This is a genomic window from Rhodococcus sp. 24CO, from assembly GCF_050586165.1.
Lineage (GTDB): Bacteria > Actinomycetota > Actinomycetes > Mycobacteriales > Mycobacteriaceae > Rhodococcus_F.
In genome coordinates this window covers 786,537-805,968 of sequence record NZ_JAZFNF010000001.1, presented here as the reverse complement: position 1 = coordinate 805,968, position 19,432 = coordinate 786,537, and the positions used below count along the sequence as shown (strand labels likewise).

Below are 19,432 nucleotides of genomic sequence, written 5' to 3'. Positions count from 1 at the left end.
GACAACTTTTCGGTGCAGGTAGCTCACCCCGCCACACTATGCCGACCCGAGATGTTGTCGAGTCGTGACGCCACCAGAGTTCTTCAACACGGGTGAAGCGGGCATTCTGGTTGTACTGTCGAAGTGTGCAGAGACGAATCATGGGTATCGAGACGGAATTCGGCGTTACCTGCACCTTTCACGGGCACAGGCGACTGAGCCCCGACGAGGTTGCTCGTTACCTCTTCCGTCGTGTCGTGTCGTGGGGTCGTAGTTCCAACGTTTTCCTCCGTAACGGAGCGCGCCTGTACTTGGATGTGGGTTCTCATCCGGAGTACGCAACGGCCGAGTGCGACAGCCTCATTCAACTGGTCAACCATGACCGGGCCGGCGAGCGAGTTCTCGAGGAATTGCTCATCGATGCAGAAGAGCGGCTGGCCGAAGAGGGAATTGGCGGCGACATCTACCTCTTCAAGAACAACACCGACTCCGCCGGAAACTCGTACGGTTGCCACGAGAACTTCCTGGTCGCGCGAGCTGGCGAGTTCTCCCGCATCTCCGACGTGCTGTTGCCGTTCCTCGTGACGCGCCAATTGATCTGCGGTGCCGGAAAGGTCCTGCAGACGCCGAAGGCAGCCACGTTCTGTCTTTCCCAGCGTGCCGAGCACATCTGGGAAGGCGTCTCGTCGGCCACCACACGTTCGCGTCCGATCATCAACACCCGCGACGAACCTCACGCCGACGCCGAGAAGTACCGTCGCCTGCACGTTATCGTGGGCGACTCCAACATGGCCGAGACCAGCACAATGCTGAAAGTCGGCTCGGCCGCCTTGGTGCTCGAGATGATCGAGGCGGGAGTCTCGTTCCGCGACTTCGCCCTCGACAATCCGATTCGCGCCATCCGAGAGGTCAGCCACGACGTCACCGGAAAGCGGCCGGTCCGGTTGGCCGGCGGACGTCAGGCCAGCGCTCTCGACATCCAGCGCGAGTATCATTCGAAGGCTGTGGAGCACCTGCGCAATCGTGAACCGGATCCGCAGGTAGAGCAAGTTGTGGATCTGTGGGGTCGCATGCTCGACGCCGTCGAAGCCCAGGATTTTGCGAAGGTCGACACCGAGATCGACTGGGTGATCAAGCGTAAGTTGTTCCAGCGCTACCAGGATCGTCACGGATTCGATCTGTCGGACCCGAAGATCGCGCAGCTCGATCTTGCCTATCACGACATCAAGCGTGGGCGCGGTGTCTTCGACGTGTTGCAGCGCAAGGGCTTGGTCAAGCGCGTCACGGAGGACGAAACCATCGACGACGCCGTCGACAACCCACCGCAGACGACACGCGCGAAACTTCGCGGCGATTTCATCACTGCAGCGCAGGCCGCGGGACGTGACTTCACCGTCGACTGGGTGCATCTCAAGCTCAACGATCAAGCTCAGCGAACAGTCCTGTGCAAGGACCCGTTCCGTTCGGTCGACGAGAGAGTTGAGCGACTCATCGCGTCGATGTAGCGCGCTGACGTGTCGGCAACCGCGGAGCCACTAGGATTTCGGCGTGGCGACATCGAAAATCGAGCGGTTGATGAACTTGGTGATTGCATTGCTCTCCACCAGGCAGTTCCTCACAGCGGAGAAAATCCGTGATTCAGTAGCCGGTTACAGCGATTCCGCCAACTACGAGGCGTTCTCCCGGATGTTCGAGCGGGATAAGAACGAGCTTCGTGACCTCGGAGTTCCGTTGGAGACGGGGCCGGCTGGGCGGTTTTCGACGGTCGAGGGATATCGGATCAATCGCAATGCGTACGAGCTTCCTGATGTCGATTTGACCAGTGAAGAGTCGGCGGCCGTCGCCATTGCCGTGCAGCTGTGGGAATCACCGGAGCTGATTTCTGCCGCTCAGAGTGCCTTGCTCAAACTGCGTGCTGCCGGCGTGCAGGTCGACGGGGATGTTTCCGCCGCACCGATAACCGCGATTCCGGCTCGCTCACGCGGTTCCGAACCGGCTCTCGGCAAACTGCTCGCGGCGGTCGACGCCGGGCGGGCAGTGCACTTTCAGCACCGAGCTGCGCTCAACGAACCGTTCATCGAGCGGACGGTGGAACCGTGGGGCGTCGTCACGCACAACGGCAAGTGGTATCTGGTCGGTCATGATGTCGATCGGGACGCTGTCCGCACGTTCCGCCTGTCCCGCATCGGTGACGATGTTCGAGAATTCGGCCCAGCCGGCGCGGTGCACAAACCGGAGGGACTTGATCTCCGCGAAGTTGTGGACCGAGTAACCGGATCCGGTGTTGTCACCGGTACCGCGACGGTCTGGGTGGCGGCGAACCGCGCACACGAGTTGCGCAGGTTGGCGTCGTCGATGACGGATCGGACGCTCACCGAACGCGAGGGAAGTGTCTTGTCGATCCCGGTTCGATCGTGGGAGTGGACTGCCAGGTTGATCGCCGGGCACGGAGCGGATGCGTTGGTGCTTGATCCTCCGGATTTGCGGGCCGACGTGATCACGAAACTTCAGGGTGCGGCGGCACGCTCGGAGACTGCCGAGCAGAAGGAAACTCACTGATGAACAATCGTCTGTCGTCGAGGCTTGCCCGGTTGCTGAATCTTGTTCCGTTTTTCATCGCGAACCCCGGAATGAGCGCCGCCGAGGCCGCCGGCGAACTCGGTGTCAGCACAACGCAGTTGATGAACGATCTCAATCAATTGTGGGTGTGTGGGCTACCCGGGTACGGCCCGGGTGATCTGATCGACCTGTCATTTTCCGAGGAGAGCATCGACGTCACGTTCTCGGCCGGGATCGACCGGCCTCTTCGATTGACGTCGACCGAAGCGACCGCGTTGCTCATCGCGTTGCGCTCGCTGGTGGAGATGCCGGGCATGGTCGATCCGTCCGCGGCACAACGAGCAATCGCCAAGATCGAAGCGGCGGCAGGCTCTGCGGCAGCACGCGCCACGGGCAACGGGCATGAGGCCGAACCGGAAGTCGACGTCGCCGAAGACCCGGTAACAGCGACGGTCCGGTCGGCGCTGGCTGATCGGCGCGCACTGCAGCTGACCTACTACTCGGCTTCGCGGGACGCGGTGTCCGAGCGGGTGGTGGACCCGGTGCGAATCGTGTTGGTCGACAATTTCAGCTACCTCCAGGGCTGGTGCCGCCAGGCCGAGGGTGTGCGGCTGTTCCGATTCGATCGAATCGATGCGGCAATCGAACTCGACGAACCGTCCACTCCGCCGCAGCACGCGCTCGACGAGGATTCCAGTCTGGAACTGTTCAGTGGTGACGGATCTTTGCCCGAAGCCCGATTGTTCGTAGCTCAGAACTGTGTCTGGATGCTCGATTACTACCCGATGGACGTCCAGAAGGTGAACAACGACGGTTCCGTCGAGGCAACAATGAGTTTCGGCACACTCGAGTGGATGGCGCGGTTGGTTCTCGGGTTCGGTGAGGGTGTTCGGGTGCTTGCACCGCCGGAACTGGTTGCCGAAGTGCACAATCGGGCGGTGACGGCGTTGGACGCCTACGACACGATCGGATCGTGAGCAGGCTTCACAGCAACCGTGCATGAAACAAACAGGTAAACGATAGCTGAAGTAAGGACTTTGAAGCCTCCTAACGCCGGTTGTGTCCGGTAGCATCGAGGAATCTGATCATGGGAGGTCATTATGGGTGCAATGCAGCCGATGCATTGGCTGATTGTTGCTGTTGTCGTTGTCATTCTGTTCGGGTCGAAGAAACTGCCCGACGCAGCTCGAGGACTCGGCCGTTCACTGCGCATCTTCAAGAGTGAAGTCAAGGAAATGCAGAATGACGACGCGGCTCCCGCTGCGCCCGTCGTTGCTCAGGCCCCGGTTCAGCTGCCGACCGCACAGGTGACCGCTACCGGCGCTGCTGCTGCTCCGATCGCGCAGCCGAACGAAGTAAAGCCGCTCTAGCTACATGCCGCTGTCCAACCGGGGTGAGAATCTGTATTCACCCCGGTTGTGTGCTGACCAAAACCAGTTTGCCAAGAGCAGGATGTACCAGTGCGAATTCCGTTAGACCCGCGTAACCGCCAGCGGAAGGTCAACCCCGACGGCACCATGTCGTTGATAGACCACCTGTACGAATTACGAACTCGACTGCTGTTCGCGTTCCTCGGTGTCATCATCACCACCGCCTTCGGTTTCTTCTGGTACTCCACGTCGATTTTCGGGATAGAGAGCCTCGGCGACCTCCTGCGCGGACCGTACTGTGAGCTTCCGGTCGAAAGCCGCGCAAACCTGAGCGTCGACGATGCGTGTCGTTTGCTGGCAACCGGTCCGTTCGAGCAGTTCATGCTGCGCTTCAAGGTGGCCCTCACTGCCGGAATCGTCCTTGCCAGCCCGATCTGGTTGTACCAATTGTGGGCATTCATCACTCCAGGCCTGTATTCGAAGGAACGCCGCTACGCCGTGGCGTTTGTCACCGCCGGTGCCGGCCTCTTCATCCTCGGTGCCGTTCTTGCCTACCTGGTCGTGTCGAAGGCTTTGCACTTCCTTCTCACCATCGGTGACAACGTTCAGATCACGGCGCTGAGCGGTTCCGAGTACTTCGGATTCATCATCAACCTGCTGCTGATTTTCGGCGTCAGTTTCGAGATTCCGCTACTGGTCGTCGTACTGAACTTTGCGGGAATCCTCACCTACGAGCGGCTCAAGGCGTGGCGTCGCGGCTTGATCTTCGGCTTGTTCGTGTTCGCGGCCATCGCGACTCCGGGTTCGGACCCGTTCTCGATGCTCGCACTTGCCCTCTCGCTGACTCTGCTGTTCGAGTTCGCGGTACAGATCGCCCGCATCAACGACAAGCGCAAGGCCAGGAAGTCCGGCGAAGACTGGGGCGCGCTGTCTGACGAGGAAGCGTCGTCGATCTCGGCACCGACCGATCTGAGCGAAGCTTTGGACGAACCCGCGAAGCCGAAGGCGGAGTCACGCGGAATGTTCGGTCGGAAGTCGAAGGCGAAGGCAACTGCCGCCACTGAAACCGGGTCCGGTTCTGGCGACAACACGTCGGGACAGGACTTTACCGACACTCTGTGAGGCGTGTCCCCGGTACCTTGTGAGGCGTGTCCCCGATACCTTGTGAGGCGTGTCTCCGAGGTGCTGGGGTTGCCGTGTCGGCTGCGTGTGACACGCTGACGAGGTGGTTATGAGTAGCAGTGAGACGAGTTCTGATGTTGAGCTCACCAAATTTGTTTCGGGGCTGAAGTTCGACCTCGATCCGTTCCAGATCAAAGCCTGCCGCGCCCTCGAGGAGGGTCACGGTGTGCTGGTGTGCGCGCCGACAGGTGCCGGCAAGACAGTGGTCGGCGAATTTGCCGTCCACCTGGCATTGGCTGCTGGGCGGAAGTGCTTCTACACCACTCCGATAAAAGCGCTGAGCAATCAGAAGTACGCCGAACTGAGCGAGCGGTACGGGCCGGCTGACGTCGGTTTGCTTACCGGAGACACCAGCATCAACTCCGACGCTCCTGTTGTTGTCATGACCACCGAAGTGCTTCGCAACATGCTGTACGCCAATTCGGAGGCGCTACGCGGTCTGTCGCACGTCGTGATGGACGAGGTCCACTATTTGGCCGACCGGTTCCGCGGCGCTGTGTGGGAAGAAGTCATTCTGCATCTGTCCGAGGACGTGCGGTTGGTGAGTTTGTCCGCCACCGTGAGCAATGCCGAGGAATTCGGCGCCTGGATGGAAACTGTCCGCGGTGACACCACCGTTGTGGTCGACGAGACGCGGCCGATTCCGTTGTGGCAGCACATCATGGTGGGGCGCCGGATCTTCGACCTCTTCGACAGCCGTAGTCACCCTTCGGCCGGACCGTCGAAATTTGTTGTCAACCAGGATCTGGTTCGCCATGTCAAGCAACGTCAGGCACTCGACCGGGTGGAAAGCTGGCAGCCCCGCGGACGCGGTCGTAGTCGTTACCAGAGTGCCAACGATTTCCGGCCACTTCCCAGGCCGGATGTGATCGCACAACTGGACAAGGAAGGTTTGCTACCGGCAATCACCTTCATCTTCTCGCGCGCCGGGTGCGATGCCGCGCTGACTCAGTGCGTACGCTCCCGGCTTGATCTGACGACTCCCGAACAGGTGCGCGAGATCGACACGATCATCGACAAGCACATCGGCGGCCTCCCCAAGGAGGACTTGGAGGTGCTCGGTTACTGGGAGTGGCGTAAGGCGTTGCAGCGCGGTCTGGCAGCCCATCACGCCGGGATGCTGCCCGCTTTCCGGCAGACGGTCGAGGAGTTGTTCGTCAAGGGACTCGTCCGCGCAGTATTCGCCACTGAAACACTGGCACTGGGCATCAATATGCCGGCCCGCACCGTGGTTCTCGAACGGCTGGTCAAGTACAACGGCGAAACTCACGCCGAGCTGACGCCGGGTGAGTACACACAGCTCACCGGTAGAGCAGGCCGACGCGGCATCGATATCGAGGGGCATGCAGTAGTTCTGTGGCAGCCAGGTGTCGAACCGACCGACGTCGCCGGCTTGGCGTCCACCCGAACGTTCCCGCTGCGCAGCTCTTTTCGGCCGTCGTACAACATGTCGATCAATCTGGTGGATCGCATGGGCGTCAAGGAATCCCGCACGCTGCTCGAGCGTTCGTTCGCCCAATTCCAGGCGGACCGCTCCGTGGTGAGCGTGGTGCGGACCGTCGAACGCAATGAGACTGCACTGAAAGCGTTGCAGGACAAGCTTGGTGGTCCAGACGGGGAGTATTACGAGTACGCGTCGTTACGTGATCGACTGAGCGATCGGGAACGCAAACTCGAACGCGAAGGTCGTGAGGATCGCCGCGATCAGGCGGTCGAATCGCTGCGGACACTGCGCCGTGGTGACGTCATCGCGATTCCGATCGGACGACATTCAGGTACCGCTGTTGTGCTTGTGCCGGACAACGATCCGAAGGATCCGCGGCCGTTGGTTCTCGCCGAAGATCAGTGGGCCGGAAAGCTGTCCGCCGCGGATTTCCCCGAAGCTGCCGAAACGCTCGGTGTGATGCGGTTGCCGAAATTCGTCGATCACCACACCGGACGGTCGCGGCGTGATCTGGCGTCGGCGTTGCGCAGCACCGGATTCACCGCGCCGCGGCGGAAGAAGCGGCACAAGGGCGGCGCGTCCGAGGACGCCGAGGTGGCGTCGTTGCGTCGCGCGATTCGGTCGCACCCGTGCCACAGTTGGCCCGATCGTGACCATCTCGGTCGTATCGGGGAGAAGTACAACCGACTGGCCCGAGAAACACAGGCACTGCGGCAAAAAGCGGCAGCCACGACCAATTCCTTGGCGCGCACGTTCGACCGCATCGTGTCGCTGCTCAAGGAGCGCGGGTACATGAGCGCCGAGTCCGTGCCCCAAGTGACGGAAGCCGGGCAACGCCTGAGCCGGATCTACAGCGAGAGTGACTTGCTGGTGGCCGAGTGCCTCCGCACCGGAGCCTGGCAGGGGCTGACGCCGCCGGAGCTTGCGGCGGTCGTGTCGTCAGTCGTGTACGAGTCCCGGAGGGACGGCGACACGGCGAGTCGAGTGCCGACGCAGGCAATTCGTCATGCGCTCACGGACACCCAACGACTGTGGAGTGAACTGCGTACGGACGAAATTCGCCACAAATTGCCGCCGACGCGTGAGCCTGATCTGGGTTTTGTCACAGCCGTCTATCACTGGGCAAGCGACAATTCGCTGGTCGAAGCGTTGTTGGCTGCCGGTGTGCAGGGGCGCGCGTTGTCGGCCGGTGATTTTGTTCGCTGGTGCCGTCAGGTGATCGATCTTCTCGATCAGGTGCGGCTGACGTCTACGGATCCTGTCGTCGCGAAGGTCGCGGCGAAGGCGGTGGGGTCGATTCGTCGCGGAGTGGTTGCTCTCGACGCAGCTTGAGCGCGGACTGTGTGGTTGGATTTCCAGGAGTTGCGTGTGCACGCGATAACTGAAGACTGGTATTTCGAGTGGAGGCGAAGATGAGCGGGCCTTACGGACCGAATGATCCGAATGGGCAGTGGGGCCAAGGTGAACAACCACCGCAGCAGCCGTGGGGACAGCCTGGATACGGGCAGCCGGGTCAGCCGGGTCAACCCCAGGGTCAGCCCGGTTACGGTCAGCCACAGGGCCAGCCCGCGTACGGGCAACCCGGTTACGGCCAGCCTGGTCAGCCACAGGGCCAGCCTGGTCAGCCACAGGGCCAGCCTGGTCAGCCACAGGGCCGGCCTGCGTACGGGCAACCCGGTTACGGCCAGCCAGGTCAGCCACAGGGCCAGCCCGGCCAACCCGGATACGGTCAGCAGCAGCCGTGGGGTCAGCCTCAGCAGCCCGGTCAGCCGGGTCAGCAGCAGTGGGGTCAGCAGCCAGGGGGCGACCAGACTCAGGTCTGGGGACAGCCGAGCGCCCAGCAACCGCAGCAGGCGTGGGGCGCGCAGCCCGGTGTTCAGCCCGGCGCGCCGGTTCAGTGGAATCAGGGACCGCCGCAGGGCGCAAAGTCCAAGAAGCCGCTGATCTTCGGCGCGATCGGTGTACTGGTCGTTCTGGCAGCCGTGGTCGTCGGACTCTTCGTATTCACGTCGAAAGACACGCTGGACGCAAATGCTGCGGCCAAGGGTGTCGAGAAAATCGTCACCGAGTCGTACGGCGCCAAGAACGTCAGCGACGTTTCCTGCCCGTCGGGTCAGGAAATCAAGTCCGGTGCAAAGTTCACGTGCACCCTCTCCGTCTCGGGTGAGAAGAAGTCGGTGACGTTGACGTTTGTCGACGACACCGGAACCTACGAAGTCTCGCGCCCCAGCTGAGTCGTCAGATGTCAGCCGGTCGGCTTGCCGCAGCTTTCAGTGCCGCGGCAAGTCGGCCCGCCGACCGTTCAATTCTCAGAGTGCCGGCCAGTTCGTCGAAGCGGGCTTGATCGATCGGTGCGTCGGGAAGTGCATCGGACTTCGAGAACTGCACATCCGCGTCACGTACGACGCGTACAACGGGTAGCGCAGCGTCGAGGTACGCCTTCGCCTCGGGCGACGTCAGTTTCGCTCGCAGACCTTTGGCCATATCGGATTCGGGATCTTCGGCCGCCGTGCGGATTCCGGCGAGCGATCCATACCTGAGCATGAGCGTCGACGCGGTCTTCTCGCCGACGCCTTTGATGCCAGGAAGCCCGTCGGATGAATCTCCGCGCAGCGCAGCCAGTTCCGCGTAGGCGTCGCCGGCGCGGTCGGCGGGCACACCGTACTTCTCGGCTACCTCGGCCGGCCCGAACAGTTCGGCTTTAGCCAAGCCGCGGCCGACGTACAGGACGCGAACGGGAACGTAATCGTCGGTGACAACCTGCAACAGGTCGCGATCTCCGCTGACGACGACGGTGAGATCGTCGCGCTCGGTGGCGGCCAGCGTGCCCAGGACGTCGTCGGCTTCGAGACCGACCGCGCCGGCGGTGGCGATTCCCGCTGCCGCAAGAACATCCATGATCATGTCGACCTGCGGGGTGAGGGTATCCGGCACTTCCTCGGACGAGCCGTCGGATCCCTCGGCAACGCGGTGAGCTTTGTAGGTGGGGATGGCGTCGACGCGGAACTGCGGTCGCCAATCCAGATCCAGGCAGACGGCTAGGCGACTCGGTTGGTGCTTGGTGATCAGCGACGCGACCATGTCGGTGAATCCGCGGACTGCGTTGACGGGTCTGCCGTCATCGCCGACAAAGGACTCGGGCAGTGCGTGGAACGCACGAAACCACAGGCTGGCACCGTCAAGGAGAAGCAAAGGCCCACTCATGGTCACCATCCTGCCAGTCGGCACTAATCTGGAAGCCATGACCTCTCCCGCCGAATATGGTTCACGATTCCCCTCTGCCGTCTACGGATCCCGTATCGCCCGCGCCGCGGAGTTGGCGAGCGCGGCCGGTCTGGACGGTCTCGTGGTCACGCCTGGGCCGGATTTGCGCTATCTGACGGGCTCGCGTGCGGATTCCTTCGAACGGTTGACGGCCCTGGTGATCGCTGCCGACGGAGCCAGGGCATCGGTCGTGCTTCCTCGGCTGGAACTGGCGTCTTTGAAGGAATCCGCGGTCGGCGATCTTGGTCTCGAGGTGCTGGACTGGGTGGACGGTGTTGATCCGTATGCCATTGTCGCCGGGCAATTGCCGACGGGCGCCAAGGTCGCGGTCACGGATGCAATGCCGGCGTTGCATCTGATTCCGTTGGCCGACGCTGTGGGTTCGTTGCCGATTCTGGCTACCGGCGTGCTGCGTGAGCTGCGCATGGTCAAGGACGCCGCGGAGGTCGACGCGCTCCGCCGCGCCGGGCAGGCCATCGACCGTGTGCATGCACGGATGGCCGAGTTCCTGGTTGTGGGACGGACGGAAGCCGAAGTCGGCGAGGCGATTTCAGCAGCGATTCTCGAGGAAGGTCATACCGAGGCGGCATTTGTCATCGTGGGGTCGGGTCCGCATGGCGCCGATCCGCATCACGAGGTGTCCGATCGCGTGATCGAGAGCGGCGATGTTGTCGTGATCGACATCGGCGGGCCGGTGGAGCCCGGATACAACTCCGATTCGACTCGCACGTACAGCATGGGGAAGCCGTCAATCGAGGTTGCTGCCCAGTTTGCCGTGCTCGAAGCGGCGCAGCAGGCGGCTGTGGACTCAGTTCGCCCCGGTGTGTCGGCGGAATCCGTGGATGCCGCTGCGCGCGACGTGCTCGCCGCACAGGGGCTGGCCGAGGTGTTCGTTCACCGCACAGGCCACGGCATCGGATTGTCGGTTCACGAAGAGCCGTACATCGTGGAGGGCAACAGTATCGAACTGGCCGAGGGTATGGCGTTCAGTATCGAACCGGGAATTTACTTCCGGGGCAACTGGGGTGCCCGGATCGAGGACATCGTCGTTGTCACCGCGGACGGTTGCGAGTCGTTCAACAACCGTCCGCACGGTTTGACGATCCTCTAGCCGGTCAGTTCTTCGGCCGCAGGTTTGAATGCGGCCGTTCCCAAAATGCGGGTGACGTCGATTTCGATGACCACTCGCGCCGGATTGATCCGTGGCTGGCGGTACCGCTCGGCGTAGCGCTGGACGGCGTCGGCCACGGATTCGGGGTCGTCGAGCACGCGCGCCGGACCTTCGAGGGTGAGCCAGCGTCCACCGTCGACGGAGCTGACGGCGGCGTAGCCACCCCGGGCGGCGTTGACAGCCTTTTGTGATCCGCCGCTGGTGATGACGCGTGCCTTACCTGCGTGCTGATCCCACGTGAATCCCACGGCCACGACGTGCGGTGTGCCGTTCGGGCGCAGAGTTGTCAGGGTGGCGAGATGGTATTCGCGCACGAACGCCAGACCGTCGTCGGAGAGCGCGGCGGGTGCAGAGGGGGTGATGGTCATGCCACGACGGTAATCGAGGACACTGGTGCAGTGACTGCGGGTGCGAACACTGAAGATGCCGAGACGGTTCTCCTGCTGGGAGGGCGAAGCGAAATCGGTCTGGAGATTGCCGTCCGGTTGGCCCCCGGCCGAAAAATCGTGCTGGCGGCGCGGCGCAGCAGCGACCTCGAACGGCAACGCACGACGCTGACCGATGCGGGTGCCCTTGCCGTGTCGGCTGTCGAATTCGATGCCGACGCAACCGACACTCATGCAGACTTCCTCGAACAGGTTGCCCACGCGCACGGCCGGATCGACGTCGCGGTGCTGGCGTTCGGAATCCTGGGTGATCAGGCGCGCGCGGAAACCGATGCAGCTCATGCCGTTGCAATCGTTCATACGGATTACGTGGCGCAGGTCAGCATCCTGACGCTCCTCGCGGAAGTGATGAAACGTCAAGGGCACGGCAAGCTCGTTGTCTTCTCGTCCGTGGCCGGTGTCCGGGTGCGCCGCGCAAATTACGTCTACGGTTCTGCAAAGGCCGGCTTGGACGGCTTTGCCAGCGGCCTCGGAGATGCGTTGCACGGCAGTGGAGTTCAACTGCTACTCGTCCGGCCTGGATTTGTGATCGGCACGATGACCGAGGGCATGAAGCCGGCGCCGATGTCGAGCACACCGTCGCAGGTCGCCGACGCGGTGGTTCGGGGATTGCAGTCCGGCGCAACACGGGTGTGGGTTCCGCGAATCCTCCAACCGGTTTTCTTCATGATGCGACTTCTCCCACAATCGATCTGGCGGCGGATGCCGCGATGACCGCCCGCGAACCCGTTGTTGTCGTCGGTCTTGGCGCTGACGGCTGGGAGGGCTTGTCGGACTCGGCGAAGCGCGCTGTGCTCGGCACTGAAGTGCTGATGGGTTCCTCGCGTCAACTGGACCTGATCCCACATGCAGACGGCTATTCGGCCGATCGGATAACGTGGCCCACGCCGATGCTCCCAGCGCTCCCTGGCCTGTTCGAGGCTCACGCGGGCCGTCGTATCTGCGTGCTGGCCAGCGGCGATCCGATGTTCCACGGGATCGGTGCCACACTCGTGCGCGTGCTGGGTGCTGACAACCTTCGAGTGATCTCGCACCCGTCGTCGATTGCTCTGGCGAGTGCTCGTATGGGGTGGGCGTCGGCTGATGCGGAGTTGGTGAGCCTGGTCAACCGCGACGCCACCACCATCTTGCCGTCCGTCACCGCCGGTGCGCGATTGCTGGTTCTGAGCAACGGCAGGGCCACGCCCGGCGAGGTGGCAGAAATACTGACCTCGGCCGGTTTCGGTCGCTCGACGATCACTGTCCTCGGACAATTGGGTGGAGCACAGGAATCACGAACCGTTGCCCAGGCGGACGAGTGGGATGTGGACGCCGCAGATGTCGATCCGTTGAATGTTCTTGCCGTGCAATGTGTTGTGTCGGGCGCACCTCACCGCCTGACGCGCGTTCCCGGATTGCCCGACGCGGCATACAGCGGTGACGGTCAGATGACTAAGCAGGAGATCCGCGCGCTGACGCTCTGCGCGTTGGCCCCGGCTCCCGGCGAATACTTGTGGGATGTCGGCGGCGGGTCGGGCACTATCGCGATCGAATGGATGCGCACCCACCCACGTTGTACCGCAACGTCATTCGAGCAGGTGGCGTCGAGGATTTCCCAAATCGAGGGTAATGCGAGGGCCTTGGGTGTGCCGAGCCTCGATGTCCTCGGGCGCGCGCCGGAATCGTTTGCCGAGGTGACCCGCATACCCGATGCCATCTTCATCGGCGGCGGTGTGACACAACCGGGAATGCTCGACGCCTGCTGGGACCGCCTCGAGGCCGGCGGCAGGCTTGTAGCCAACGCCGTCACCGCGGAATCGGAAGCGTTGCTGTTGGAGTGGTTCACCCGTTTCGGCGGAACGCTGCGGCGGTTACAGATTCAGCGGGCCGAGCCTTTGGGAACATTCAACGTGTGGCGACCTCAACTGCCCGTAGTGCAGTGGTCGGTCACGAAAACAGAGGCAGCTGCCGGTGCAGTTGCCGATCACGCGGAGGAAAACGCTCAATGACCATCCATTTCATCGGTGCGGGTCCCGGTGCTGCAGACTTGATCACCGTGCGAGCGCAGCGCATCATCGCGGCGAGTCCGGTGTGCCTGTACGCGGGCAGCCTCGTCCCCGCGGAACTGCTCGAACACTGCCCGGCCGGCGCTCAAGTGGTCGATACCGCGCGATTGAGCCTCGACGAGATCACCGCGCTACTCGTCGCAGCGGATTCGGCAGGCCACGACGTAGCGCGGTTGCACTCCGGTGACCCGTCGATCTTCAGTGCCGTAGCGGAGCAGGCGCGCCGACTGGACGCTGCCGGAGTCCGATACGACATGGTGCCAGGTGTTCCGGCGTTTACTGCGGCAGCAGCCGCGTTGGGCCGTGAATTGACGGTTCCAGGTGTATCGCAGACCATCGTGCTGACCCGAGTGTCGACGCTGTCGACGGCGATGCCCGACGGTGAGGATCTTCGGTCTCTCGGACGCAGTGGTTCGACCATGGTGATTCACCTCGGCGCGCACCGCATCGAGCAGATCGCCGACGAGCTCGCCGAGAATTACGGGATCGACTGCCCGGTCGCAGTGGTGGCATTTGCGTCGCGCCCCGACGAGATCGTGGTGCGTGGAACGCTGAGTTCGATAGTGCGTCAGGTGCACGAGGCCGGTATCACCAAGACTGCCGTGGTCATCGTCGGGCGTGTGCTCACGGCCGAGGGGTTCCCGGACAGCTACCTGTACTCGGCCGCACGCGAGCGGGTCACCCACTGACCGTGCGGAGCGCCCGCACCCGCGTCCTTGTGCTCGGAGGAACCGGCGAGGGGCGCGAGATTGCCGTCCGCCTCGCGGATTCAGTGGACCTCGAGGTGGTCACCTCACTCGCCGGCCGGGTGCGCGACCCGCGCTGGCCTGAGGGAGAGGTTCGCGTCGGCGGCTTCGGCGGCGCCGAAGGCCTCGCGGAGTGGGTATCGGAAAACGATATTCGTGCGCTGCTCGACGCAACGCACCCCTTCGCGTCCCGCATCACGGCTAATGCGCATCTTGCGGCTCGTACCTGCGAGATTCCGTTTGCTCTCTGCCGGCGGCCGTCGTGGGCGCAGCACCCACAGGACCGATGGTTTCCCGTTCGCGATCTCAGCCACGCCGCAGAATTGGTACCCACGCTGGGCACCCGGGCGTTCCTGACAATCGGTAGGCAAGGAGTGTCCGCGTTTGCCGAGGTCGGCGGCGTGAGTTTTCTCGTGCGGTCCATTGATCCGCCGACGGGCGCTATGCCAGCGTCCCACGAACTGATCCTGGCGCGCGGGCCGTTCGACGTCGAATCGGAGCGCGAACTCATGCGCCGCCGCGGAATCGACGTTGTCGTGACCAAGAGCAGCGGGGGAGACCAGACGTACGCCAAGATTATTGCCGCTCGGCAACTGGGCTTGCCGGTCGTCGTTGTGGAGCGCCCGCCGGCACCGGAGGGCGTGGACAGCTTCGATTCGCCGGCTGCCGCCGTAGCGTGGCTCGAATCGACAGTCGTGTGAGATTTCAGGGGCACGCGTTTCAGGTTCGTCTAAGGTTCGCAGAACATACTGGACCCATGTCAGGAACGGGTCCAACACGCCGAGGGCGCCTATGAGGGTGTCCGTCCCCGCACTCGGGCGTCGGAAGCGTTCGACAATTCGTGTCCGGACTCTCCACGCCCGGGTGAAAGTACTCACCGCAGGCTTGGTGGCGATTGCTGTGATCGCGTCTGCCGCTTCGGTGTATTTCGTTTTCAACGCCTACCTTCAAGGCAATGTCGATCGTCAGTTGGAGCGAACAGCCGACGCAATTGCCGACACCGTCAATTTCGGCGGTGTCACACCGGTTTTGGGACTGACCGCCGGAGCCGATACCGCCGTGATTCAGGCCGTCGGACTGGTGACGACCGACGGTGCGTTGGTGACGGCAACACCTGGGCTGCCGCCATTCAGTACCAGCGGTGAGGCAATCAAATCCCTGGCCCACAAAGCTTCCGGGTCCACCATCGCGACCATGGATTCGTATCGGGTGCTGGTAACGCCGTCGGTTGCGGGTCAGACTTTGATCGTCGCGCAGTCGCTGGGCCCGACAAATTCCGTCTTGAAAAGACTCGCGGTAGTGCTGGCTGCGCTCGGTGCCGCAGGTATCGCGTTGGCATATGCTGCAGGAGATGCTGTGGCGCGCACGGGATTACGGCCCATTGCGCGGTTGACAGCGGCAACACAACGCGTTGCCGCAACAGACGATCTCACACCGATACCGGTCACAGGTGACGACGAGTTGGCCTCGCTGACTGTCAGTTTCAACCGAATGCTGGGCACCCTGTCGGAATCACGGGCACGTCAGCGTAGATTGATCACTGATGCCGGACAGGATTTGCTGGCACCCCTGACGGCATTGCGAACGAATATCGAACTGTTGATGTCGATCGACAGCGCGTCCGGAACTGTGTCGGAAGCCGAAACAGCACTACTGCGAGACGAGATTACACATCAGATGATGGAATTGACCGCCCTGGTCGGCGAGCTTGTCGACCGTGCCCGGGTCGACGAAAGCGCCTCCGGACGAATCGAATCTCACCTATGATGCACCTCTCACCTGGAGTTATGTATTTGCGAAATATTTTCTGACAATTCACTGCTGGTTAGTTGGGGGAGTTTAGATCATTCTGGGTATAGCCCGATTGGGGTGCAAACCGAAAGAGGGTTTGCGGGGGACCCTCGAGTGAGAGAGGAGTTCTCGTGGTCAAGCAAGCACGCGCCGAGCTGACGCGGCAGCAGATCGTCGCCGGCGCGGCAGCACAATTCGAAAAGACCGGGTACGGCAGCACAAGCATGAGTGACATCGTGGAGGGCGCCGGCACCACGAAGGGCGCTCTGTACTTCCACTTTGCATCGAAAGACGAACTGGCACAGTTTGTCATCGCAGAACAGCACCGCATGTCCATCGAGTCGGTCGAGTCGATATCCGCAACGTCGGCGTCGCCGCTCGAAAAAGTGGTCATGCTCACCCATGAGATGGCACGCCAGATCGTCGAGGAGCCCATCGTCCGAGCCGGAATTCGATTGACCTTGGAACTGAGCACCTTCGAGGGACCGGTCGAGCCCTACGCAGACTGGATCAATGCGTGTACCGAACTCATGCAGCAAGCGAAGGACAGCGGTCAGATCAAGCCGTCGGTGGACGTCGCCGCGCTCGGTCGATTCATTCCGGCTGCATTCACCGGAGTTCAATTGGTGTCCAACGTGATCACCCGGCGCACCGATCTCACCGAACGAGTTGACGAGATGTGGCAATTGCTCCTACCGGGAATCGTGTCCGGGCCGGTCGTGGGTGACATCGACAGACTCGTGAGGGCGCGCTGGGAACCCGCTGCCGCGTAGCTGTGCCACACTGCTGACGTGGACCAGGAACCGTTGACCTACGCCGAAATCGGGGCAACAGGTGGCGTATTACCCACCGGCTATCATCACGTGCGCGAGAGGGCGGTAGTCGGTGCTGCCCGCGCCGATTTCGAGTCAGCGGTCAGCACGGTCATGACGTGGGGGATGCACCGCGGCGCTGGATTGACGGTGAAAGCTGCCGGTGACGCCGCGCGTACCGGTGAAGACGCAAGTTTCGGTTTCGGGCCGATATCGGTTCCGGTTCGCGTCGTTTATGTGGTCGACGAGCCGAACCGGGCCGGATTTGCGTACGGCACGCGCTGTGGTCATCCCGAGTGCGGTGAAGAGTCGTTCATCGTTCATTTCGACGAGTCCGGCAATCAGGTTCGCCTCGAGATCACGGCGTTCTCCAAGCCCGGCACCTGGTGGGTGAGGGTGGGTGCGCCGATCGGGCGTTTGGTGCAGGCGTGGGTGACCAGACGCTACATCCGTGCCGTGAAGGATTCTGCTCGCTGAGCGAGCAAAATCCTTCACGAACCGCTAGGGGTAGCGACGCGGCGTGAACACCTGTCGGCCGGATCCGGTATCGACGACCTTTGTCATGGACGACCCGACGATCAGCAACGTGCGCATGTCGATCTCCGACGGTTCGAGATCGCCGAGCGTGACGATGCGCACCGATTCCTCCGCGCCGGCCACATCACGGCCGATGATCACCGGGGTTTCGGGGGAGCGGTGCTCGAGTACCAAATCCTTCATGGCCTGGACCTGCCAGGTTCGCGATTTCGACGCCGGGTTGTAGACGGCAAAAGCCATATCTGCCGCGGCGACCGCGGAGATGCGACGGGCAACCACTTCCCAAGGCTTGAGCCGATCCGACAGGGACAGCACGGCGTAATCGTGACCCAGCGGGGCTCCGACGCGGCTGGCCACGGCATTTGCCGCTGTCATACCGGGCAGGATGCGAACGGGAACGCCGCGCCACTGATCTTCGGCCGCGACCTCGAGAACCGCTGCAGCCATGGCAAATACACCAGGATCGCCGGACGAGACGACGGCCACGCGGGCGCCGTTCTTCGCCAGATCGAGGGCCATCGCTGCCCGCTCCGCTTCGACGCGATTGTCGCTGGAATGGCGACGCTGCCCGGGGCGGGTGGGCACACGGTCGACGTACGGGCCGTACCCCACAAGATCGGTGGCCAGTGAAAGTTCATGCGCCACTTCAGGTGTGGTCCACGAGGTGTCGCCGGGTCCGAGGCCGACGACAACAACTTCACCCGCACTGTCTTCGCGCGGCGCGGCATTGTTCGACGGGCTGGGAACTATGGCGATGGAGAAGTACGGAACGCCGTCTGGATCGACGTCGGCGGCAGCGTCGACGCGCTGGCGAGGTGTACTGGCCCGCTCGACGTAGTGCGCTTCGCCGAGTCGGCCGGCGTCCTCGAGTGAACGCAGAACCGGCGGGAAAGTGCGACCCAACTTGAGGATCGCTGCGGCGTCTGTTTCCTTCAAGCGTCGCGTGAGCTCGGCTTGCGGCAATGTTCCGGGCAGGATGGTGAGGATCTCGTCACCCTCTACCAGGGGTTTTCCGAGTGCGGCCGACGCGGCACTGACGGAGGTGACACCGGGGATGACCTCGGCCTCGAAACGATCCGCCAGGCGTTTGTGCATGTGCATGTACGAGCTGTAGAACAGTGGGTCGCCCGCAGCGAGTAGCGCAACAGTGCGTCCGGCTGCCAAGTGGACGGCCAACCTTTCGGCTGCGACTTCGTAGAATTCGTCCATCGCACCCTGGTAACCACCCGGATGGTCGATGGTTTCGGTCGTGACGGGGTACACGAGGTGTTCCTCGATCTGGCCGTCGCGCATGTACGGAGCAGCAACCCCGCGGGAAATGCTCTTTCCGTGCCGCGCGGAATGGAACGCGATGACGTCCGCCTCACCGATCACGCGGGCGGCTTTGACGGTCACCAACTCCGGATCGCCGGGTCCGATGCCGACTCCCCACAACTTGCCTTCGCTCATTCTTGTTCGCTCGCAATCGCATTGACGACAGCCGCGGTGACGGCGCTGCCGCCGCGTCGGCCTCTCAGTATCAAATGTTCTATGCCGCTGGGATGTTCGATCAGCGCTTCTTTGGATTCGGCGGATCCGATGAATCCCACGGGTCCGCCGACGATAGCAGCAGGCCGCGGTCCGCCCGCCTCGATCAGGTTGAGGAGATGGAACAGAGCGGTCGGTGCATTGCCGATCGCGACCACGGCGCCTTCGAGTTTCTGCCCCCACAGTTCGATAGCGGCCGCCGAGCGCGTGTTGTCGATTGTGTTCGCCAGCAACGGAACCTGCGGGTCGCGCAGTGTGCAGATCACTTCGTTGTCGGCAGGCAGGCGCTTGCGGGTAATTCCGGCGGCGACCATGTTCGCGTCACAGAAGATCGGCGCACCCGCACGCAGGGCAGCTCGGGCGACGGTGACGACGTTCGGTGTGAACGCGATGTCGTCGACCAGGTCGACCTGACCGCTGGCATGGATCATCCGCACAACAGCTTGCGAGACATCCGCCGGGAAACGGCTCAGGTCGGCTTCGGCCCGAATTGTGGCAAAGGACTGGCGATAAATTTCTGCGCCGTCACGGATGTACTCGATCATGGGGCACAGGATAG

General features: G+C 62.7%; 19 protein-coding genes. 15 read left to right on the top strand and 4 right to left on the bottom strand.

Going from position 1 to position 19,432, the window contains the following annotated elements; all coding sequences use genetic code 11:
• Positions 1–125: 125 nt before the first annotated feature.
• The 7 genes from pafA to V2B23_RS03605 all read left to right on the top strand — a co-directional run bounded on the left by pafA (position 126) and on the right by V2B23_RS03605 (position 8,768).
• Complete coding sequence (gene pafA / locus V2B23_RS03635; RefSeq protein WP_185993216.1) at positions 126–1,484, top strand: Pup--protein ligase; 1,359 nt, start codon at positions 126–128, stop codon at positions 1,482–1,484.
• A gap of 43 nt (positions 1,485–1,527) precedes the next feature.
• Positions 1,528–2,538: a helix-turn-helix transcriptional regulator gene (locus tag V2B23_RS03630; protein WP_430949059.1), complete on the top strand. Its 1,011-nt coding sequence runs from the start codon at positions 1,528–1,530 to the stop codon at positions 2,536–2,538.
• On the top strand, positions 2,538–3,515 hold the full coding sequence (locus tag V2B23_RS03625) for a helix-turn-helix transcriptional regulator (RefSeq protein ID WP_430949058.1): 978 nt from the start codon (positions 2,538–2,540) through the stop codon (positions 3,513–3,515). The genes V2B23_RS03630 and V2B23_RS03625 overlap by 1 nt, the downstream gene beginning before the upstream one ends.
• 123 nt (positions 3,516–3,638) lie before the next feature.
• Entirely contained in the window at positions 3,639–3,908 is a 270-nt protein-coding gene (gene tatA, locus V2B23_RS03620; protein WP_430949057.1) for a Sec-independent protein translocase subunit TatA, read from the top strand.
• A gap of 90 nt (positions 3,909–3,998) precedes the next feature.
• On the top strand, positions 3,999–5,030 hold the full coding sequence (gene tatC / locus V2B23_RS03615; RefSeq protein WP_430949056.1) for a twin-arginine translocase subunit TatC: 1,032 nt from the start codon (positions 3,999–4,001) through the stop codon (positions 5,028–5,030).
• 109 nt (positions 5,031–5,139) lie between these two features.
• Entirely contained in the window at positions 5,140–7,866 is a 2,727-nt protein-coding gene (locus tag V2B23_RS03610; protein WP_430949055.1) for a DEAD/DEAH box helicase, read from the top strand.
• Positions 7,867–7,946: 80 nt separating this feature from the next.
• Positions 7,947–8,768 (top strand): DUF4333 domain-containing protein, encoded by an 822-nt coding sequence (locus tag V2B23_RS03605; protein ID WP_430949054.1) that lies wholly within the window; start codon positions 7,947–7,949, stop codon positions 8,766–8,768.
• Positions 8,769–8,772: 4 nt separating this feature from the next.
• Here the strand turns inward: V2B23_RS03605 and V2B23_RS03600 are convergent, their stop codons facing one another.
• Positions 8,773–9,738 carry a 5'-3' exonuclease gene (locus V2B23_RS03600; protein WP_430949053.1) on the bottom strand — a complete coding sequence of 322 codons (966 nt, stop codon included), beginning with the start codon at positions 9,736–9,738 and terminating at the stop codon, positions 8,773–8,775.
• Between the two features lie 37 nt (positions 9,739–9,775).
• Here V2B23_RS03600 and V2B23_RS03595 point away from each other — a divergent pair, with 37 nt between their 5' ends.
• The gene (locus V2B23_RS03595; protein WP_430949052.1) at positions 9,776–10,909 is read left to right on the top strand and encodes a M24 family metallopeptidase; all 1,134 of its coding nucleotides are present in this window, start codon (positions 9,776–9,778) and stop codon (positions 10,907–10,909) included.
• Here the strand turns inward: V2B23_RS03595 and V2B23_RS03590 are convergent.
• Positions 10,906–11,337, bottom strand: a complete 432-nt coding sequence (locus V2B23_RS03590) for a PPOX class F420-dependent oxidoreductase (protein ID WP_430949051.1) — start codon at positions 11,335–11,337, stop codon at positions 10,906–10,908. The two genes, V2B23_RS03595 and V2B23_RS03590, sit on opposite strands and share 4 nt — an antisense overlap.
• A gap of 30 nt (positions 11,338–11,367) precedes the next feature.
• Between V2B23_RS03590 and V2B23_RS03585 the strand changes: the two genes are divergently transcribed.
• The 7 genes from V2B23_RS03585 to V2B23_RS03555 all read left to right on the top strand — a co-directional run bounded on the left by V2B23_RS03585 (position 11,368) and on the right by V2B23_RS03555 (position 17,286).
• A complete protein-coding gene (locus V2B23_RS03585) occupies positions 11,368–12,129 on the top strand; it encodes an SDR family NAD(P)-dependent oxidoreductase (protein ID WP_430949050.1) in 762 nt (253 codons plus the stop codon).
• Entirely contained in the window at positions 12,126–13,403 is a 1,278-nt protein-coding gene (cbiE, locus tag V2B23_RS03580; protein WP_430949049.1) for a precorrin-6y C5,15-methyltransferase (decarboxylating) subunit CbiE, read from the top strand. Before V2B23_RS03585 ends, cbiE begins: the two co-directional genes overlap by 4 nt.
• Complete coding sequence (gene cobM, locus V2B23_RS03575) at positions 13,400–14,149, top strand: precorrin-4 C(11)-methyltransferase (RefSeq protein ID WP_430949048.1); 750 nt, start codon at positions 13,400–13,402, stop codon at positions 14,147–14,149. Before cbiE ends, cobM begins: the two co-directional genes overlap by 4 nt.
• A 2-nt stretch (positions 14,150–14,151) precedes the next feature.
• Positions 14,152–14,907, top strand: coding sequence for a cobalt-precorrin-6A reductase (locus V2B23_RS03570; protein ID WP_430949047.1), 756 nt, complete (start codon positions 14,152–14,154; stop codon positions 14,905–14,907).
• Positions 14,908–15,070: 163 nt separating this feature from the next.
• Positions 15,071–15,973, top strand: coding sequence for a HAMP domain-containing protein (locus V2B23_RS03565; protein WP_430949046.1), 903 nt, complete (start codon positions 15,071–15,073; stop codon positions 15,971–15,973).
• A 155-nt stretch (positions 15,974–16,128) separates the two neighbouring features.
• Positions 16,129–16,770 carry a ScbR family autoregulator-binding transcription factor gene (locus V2B23_RS03560; protein WP_430949045.1) on the top strand — a complete coding sequence of 214 codons (642 nt, stop codon included), beginning with the start codon at positions 16,129–16,131 and terminating at the stop codon, positions 16,768–16,770.
• 18 nt (positions 16,771–16,788) lie between these two features.
• Positions 16,789–17,286, top strand: coding sequence for a DUF1990 domain-containing protein (locus V2B23_RS03555; protein WP_430949044.1), 498 nt, complete (start codon positions 16,789–16,791; stop codon positions 17,284–17,286).
• Between the two features lie 24 nt (positions 17,287–17,310).
• Here the strand turns inward: V2B23_RS03555 and cobJ are convergent, their stop codons facing one another.
• On the bottom strand, positions 17,311–18,795 hold the full coding sequence (gene cobJ, locus V2B23_RS03550; protein ID WP_430949043.1) for a precorrin-3B C(17)-methyltransferase: 1,485 nt from the start codon (positions 18,793–18,795) through the stop codon (positions 17,311–17,313).
• On the bottom strand, positions 18,792–19,418 hold the full coding sequence (locus V2B23_RS03545; RefSeq protein ID WP_430949042.1) for a precorrin-8X methylmutase: 627 nt from the start codon (positions 19,416–19,418) through the stop codon (positions 18,792–18,794). The genes cobJ and V2B23_RS03545 overlap by 4 nt, the downstream gene beginning before the upstream one ends.
• Positions 19,419–19,432 lie beyond the last annotated feature (14 nt).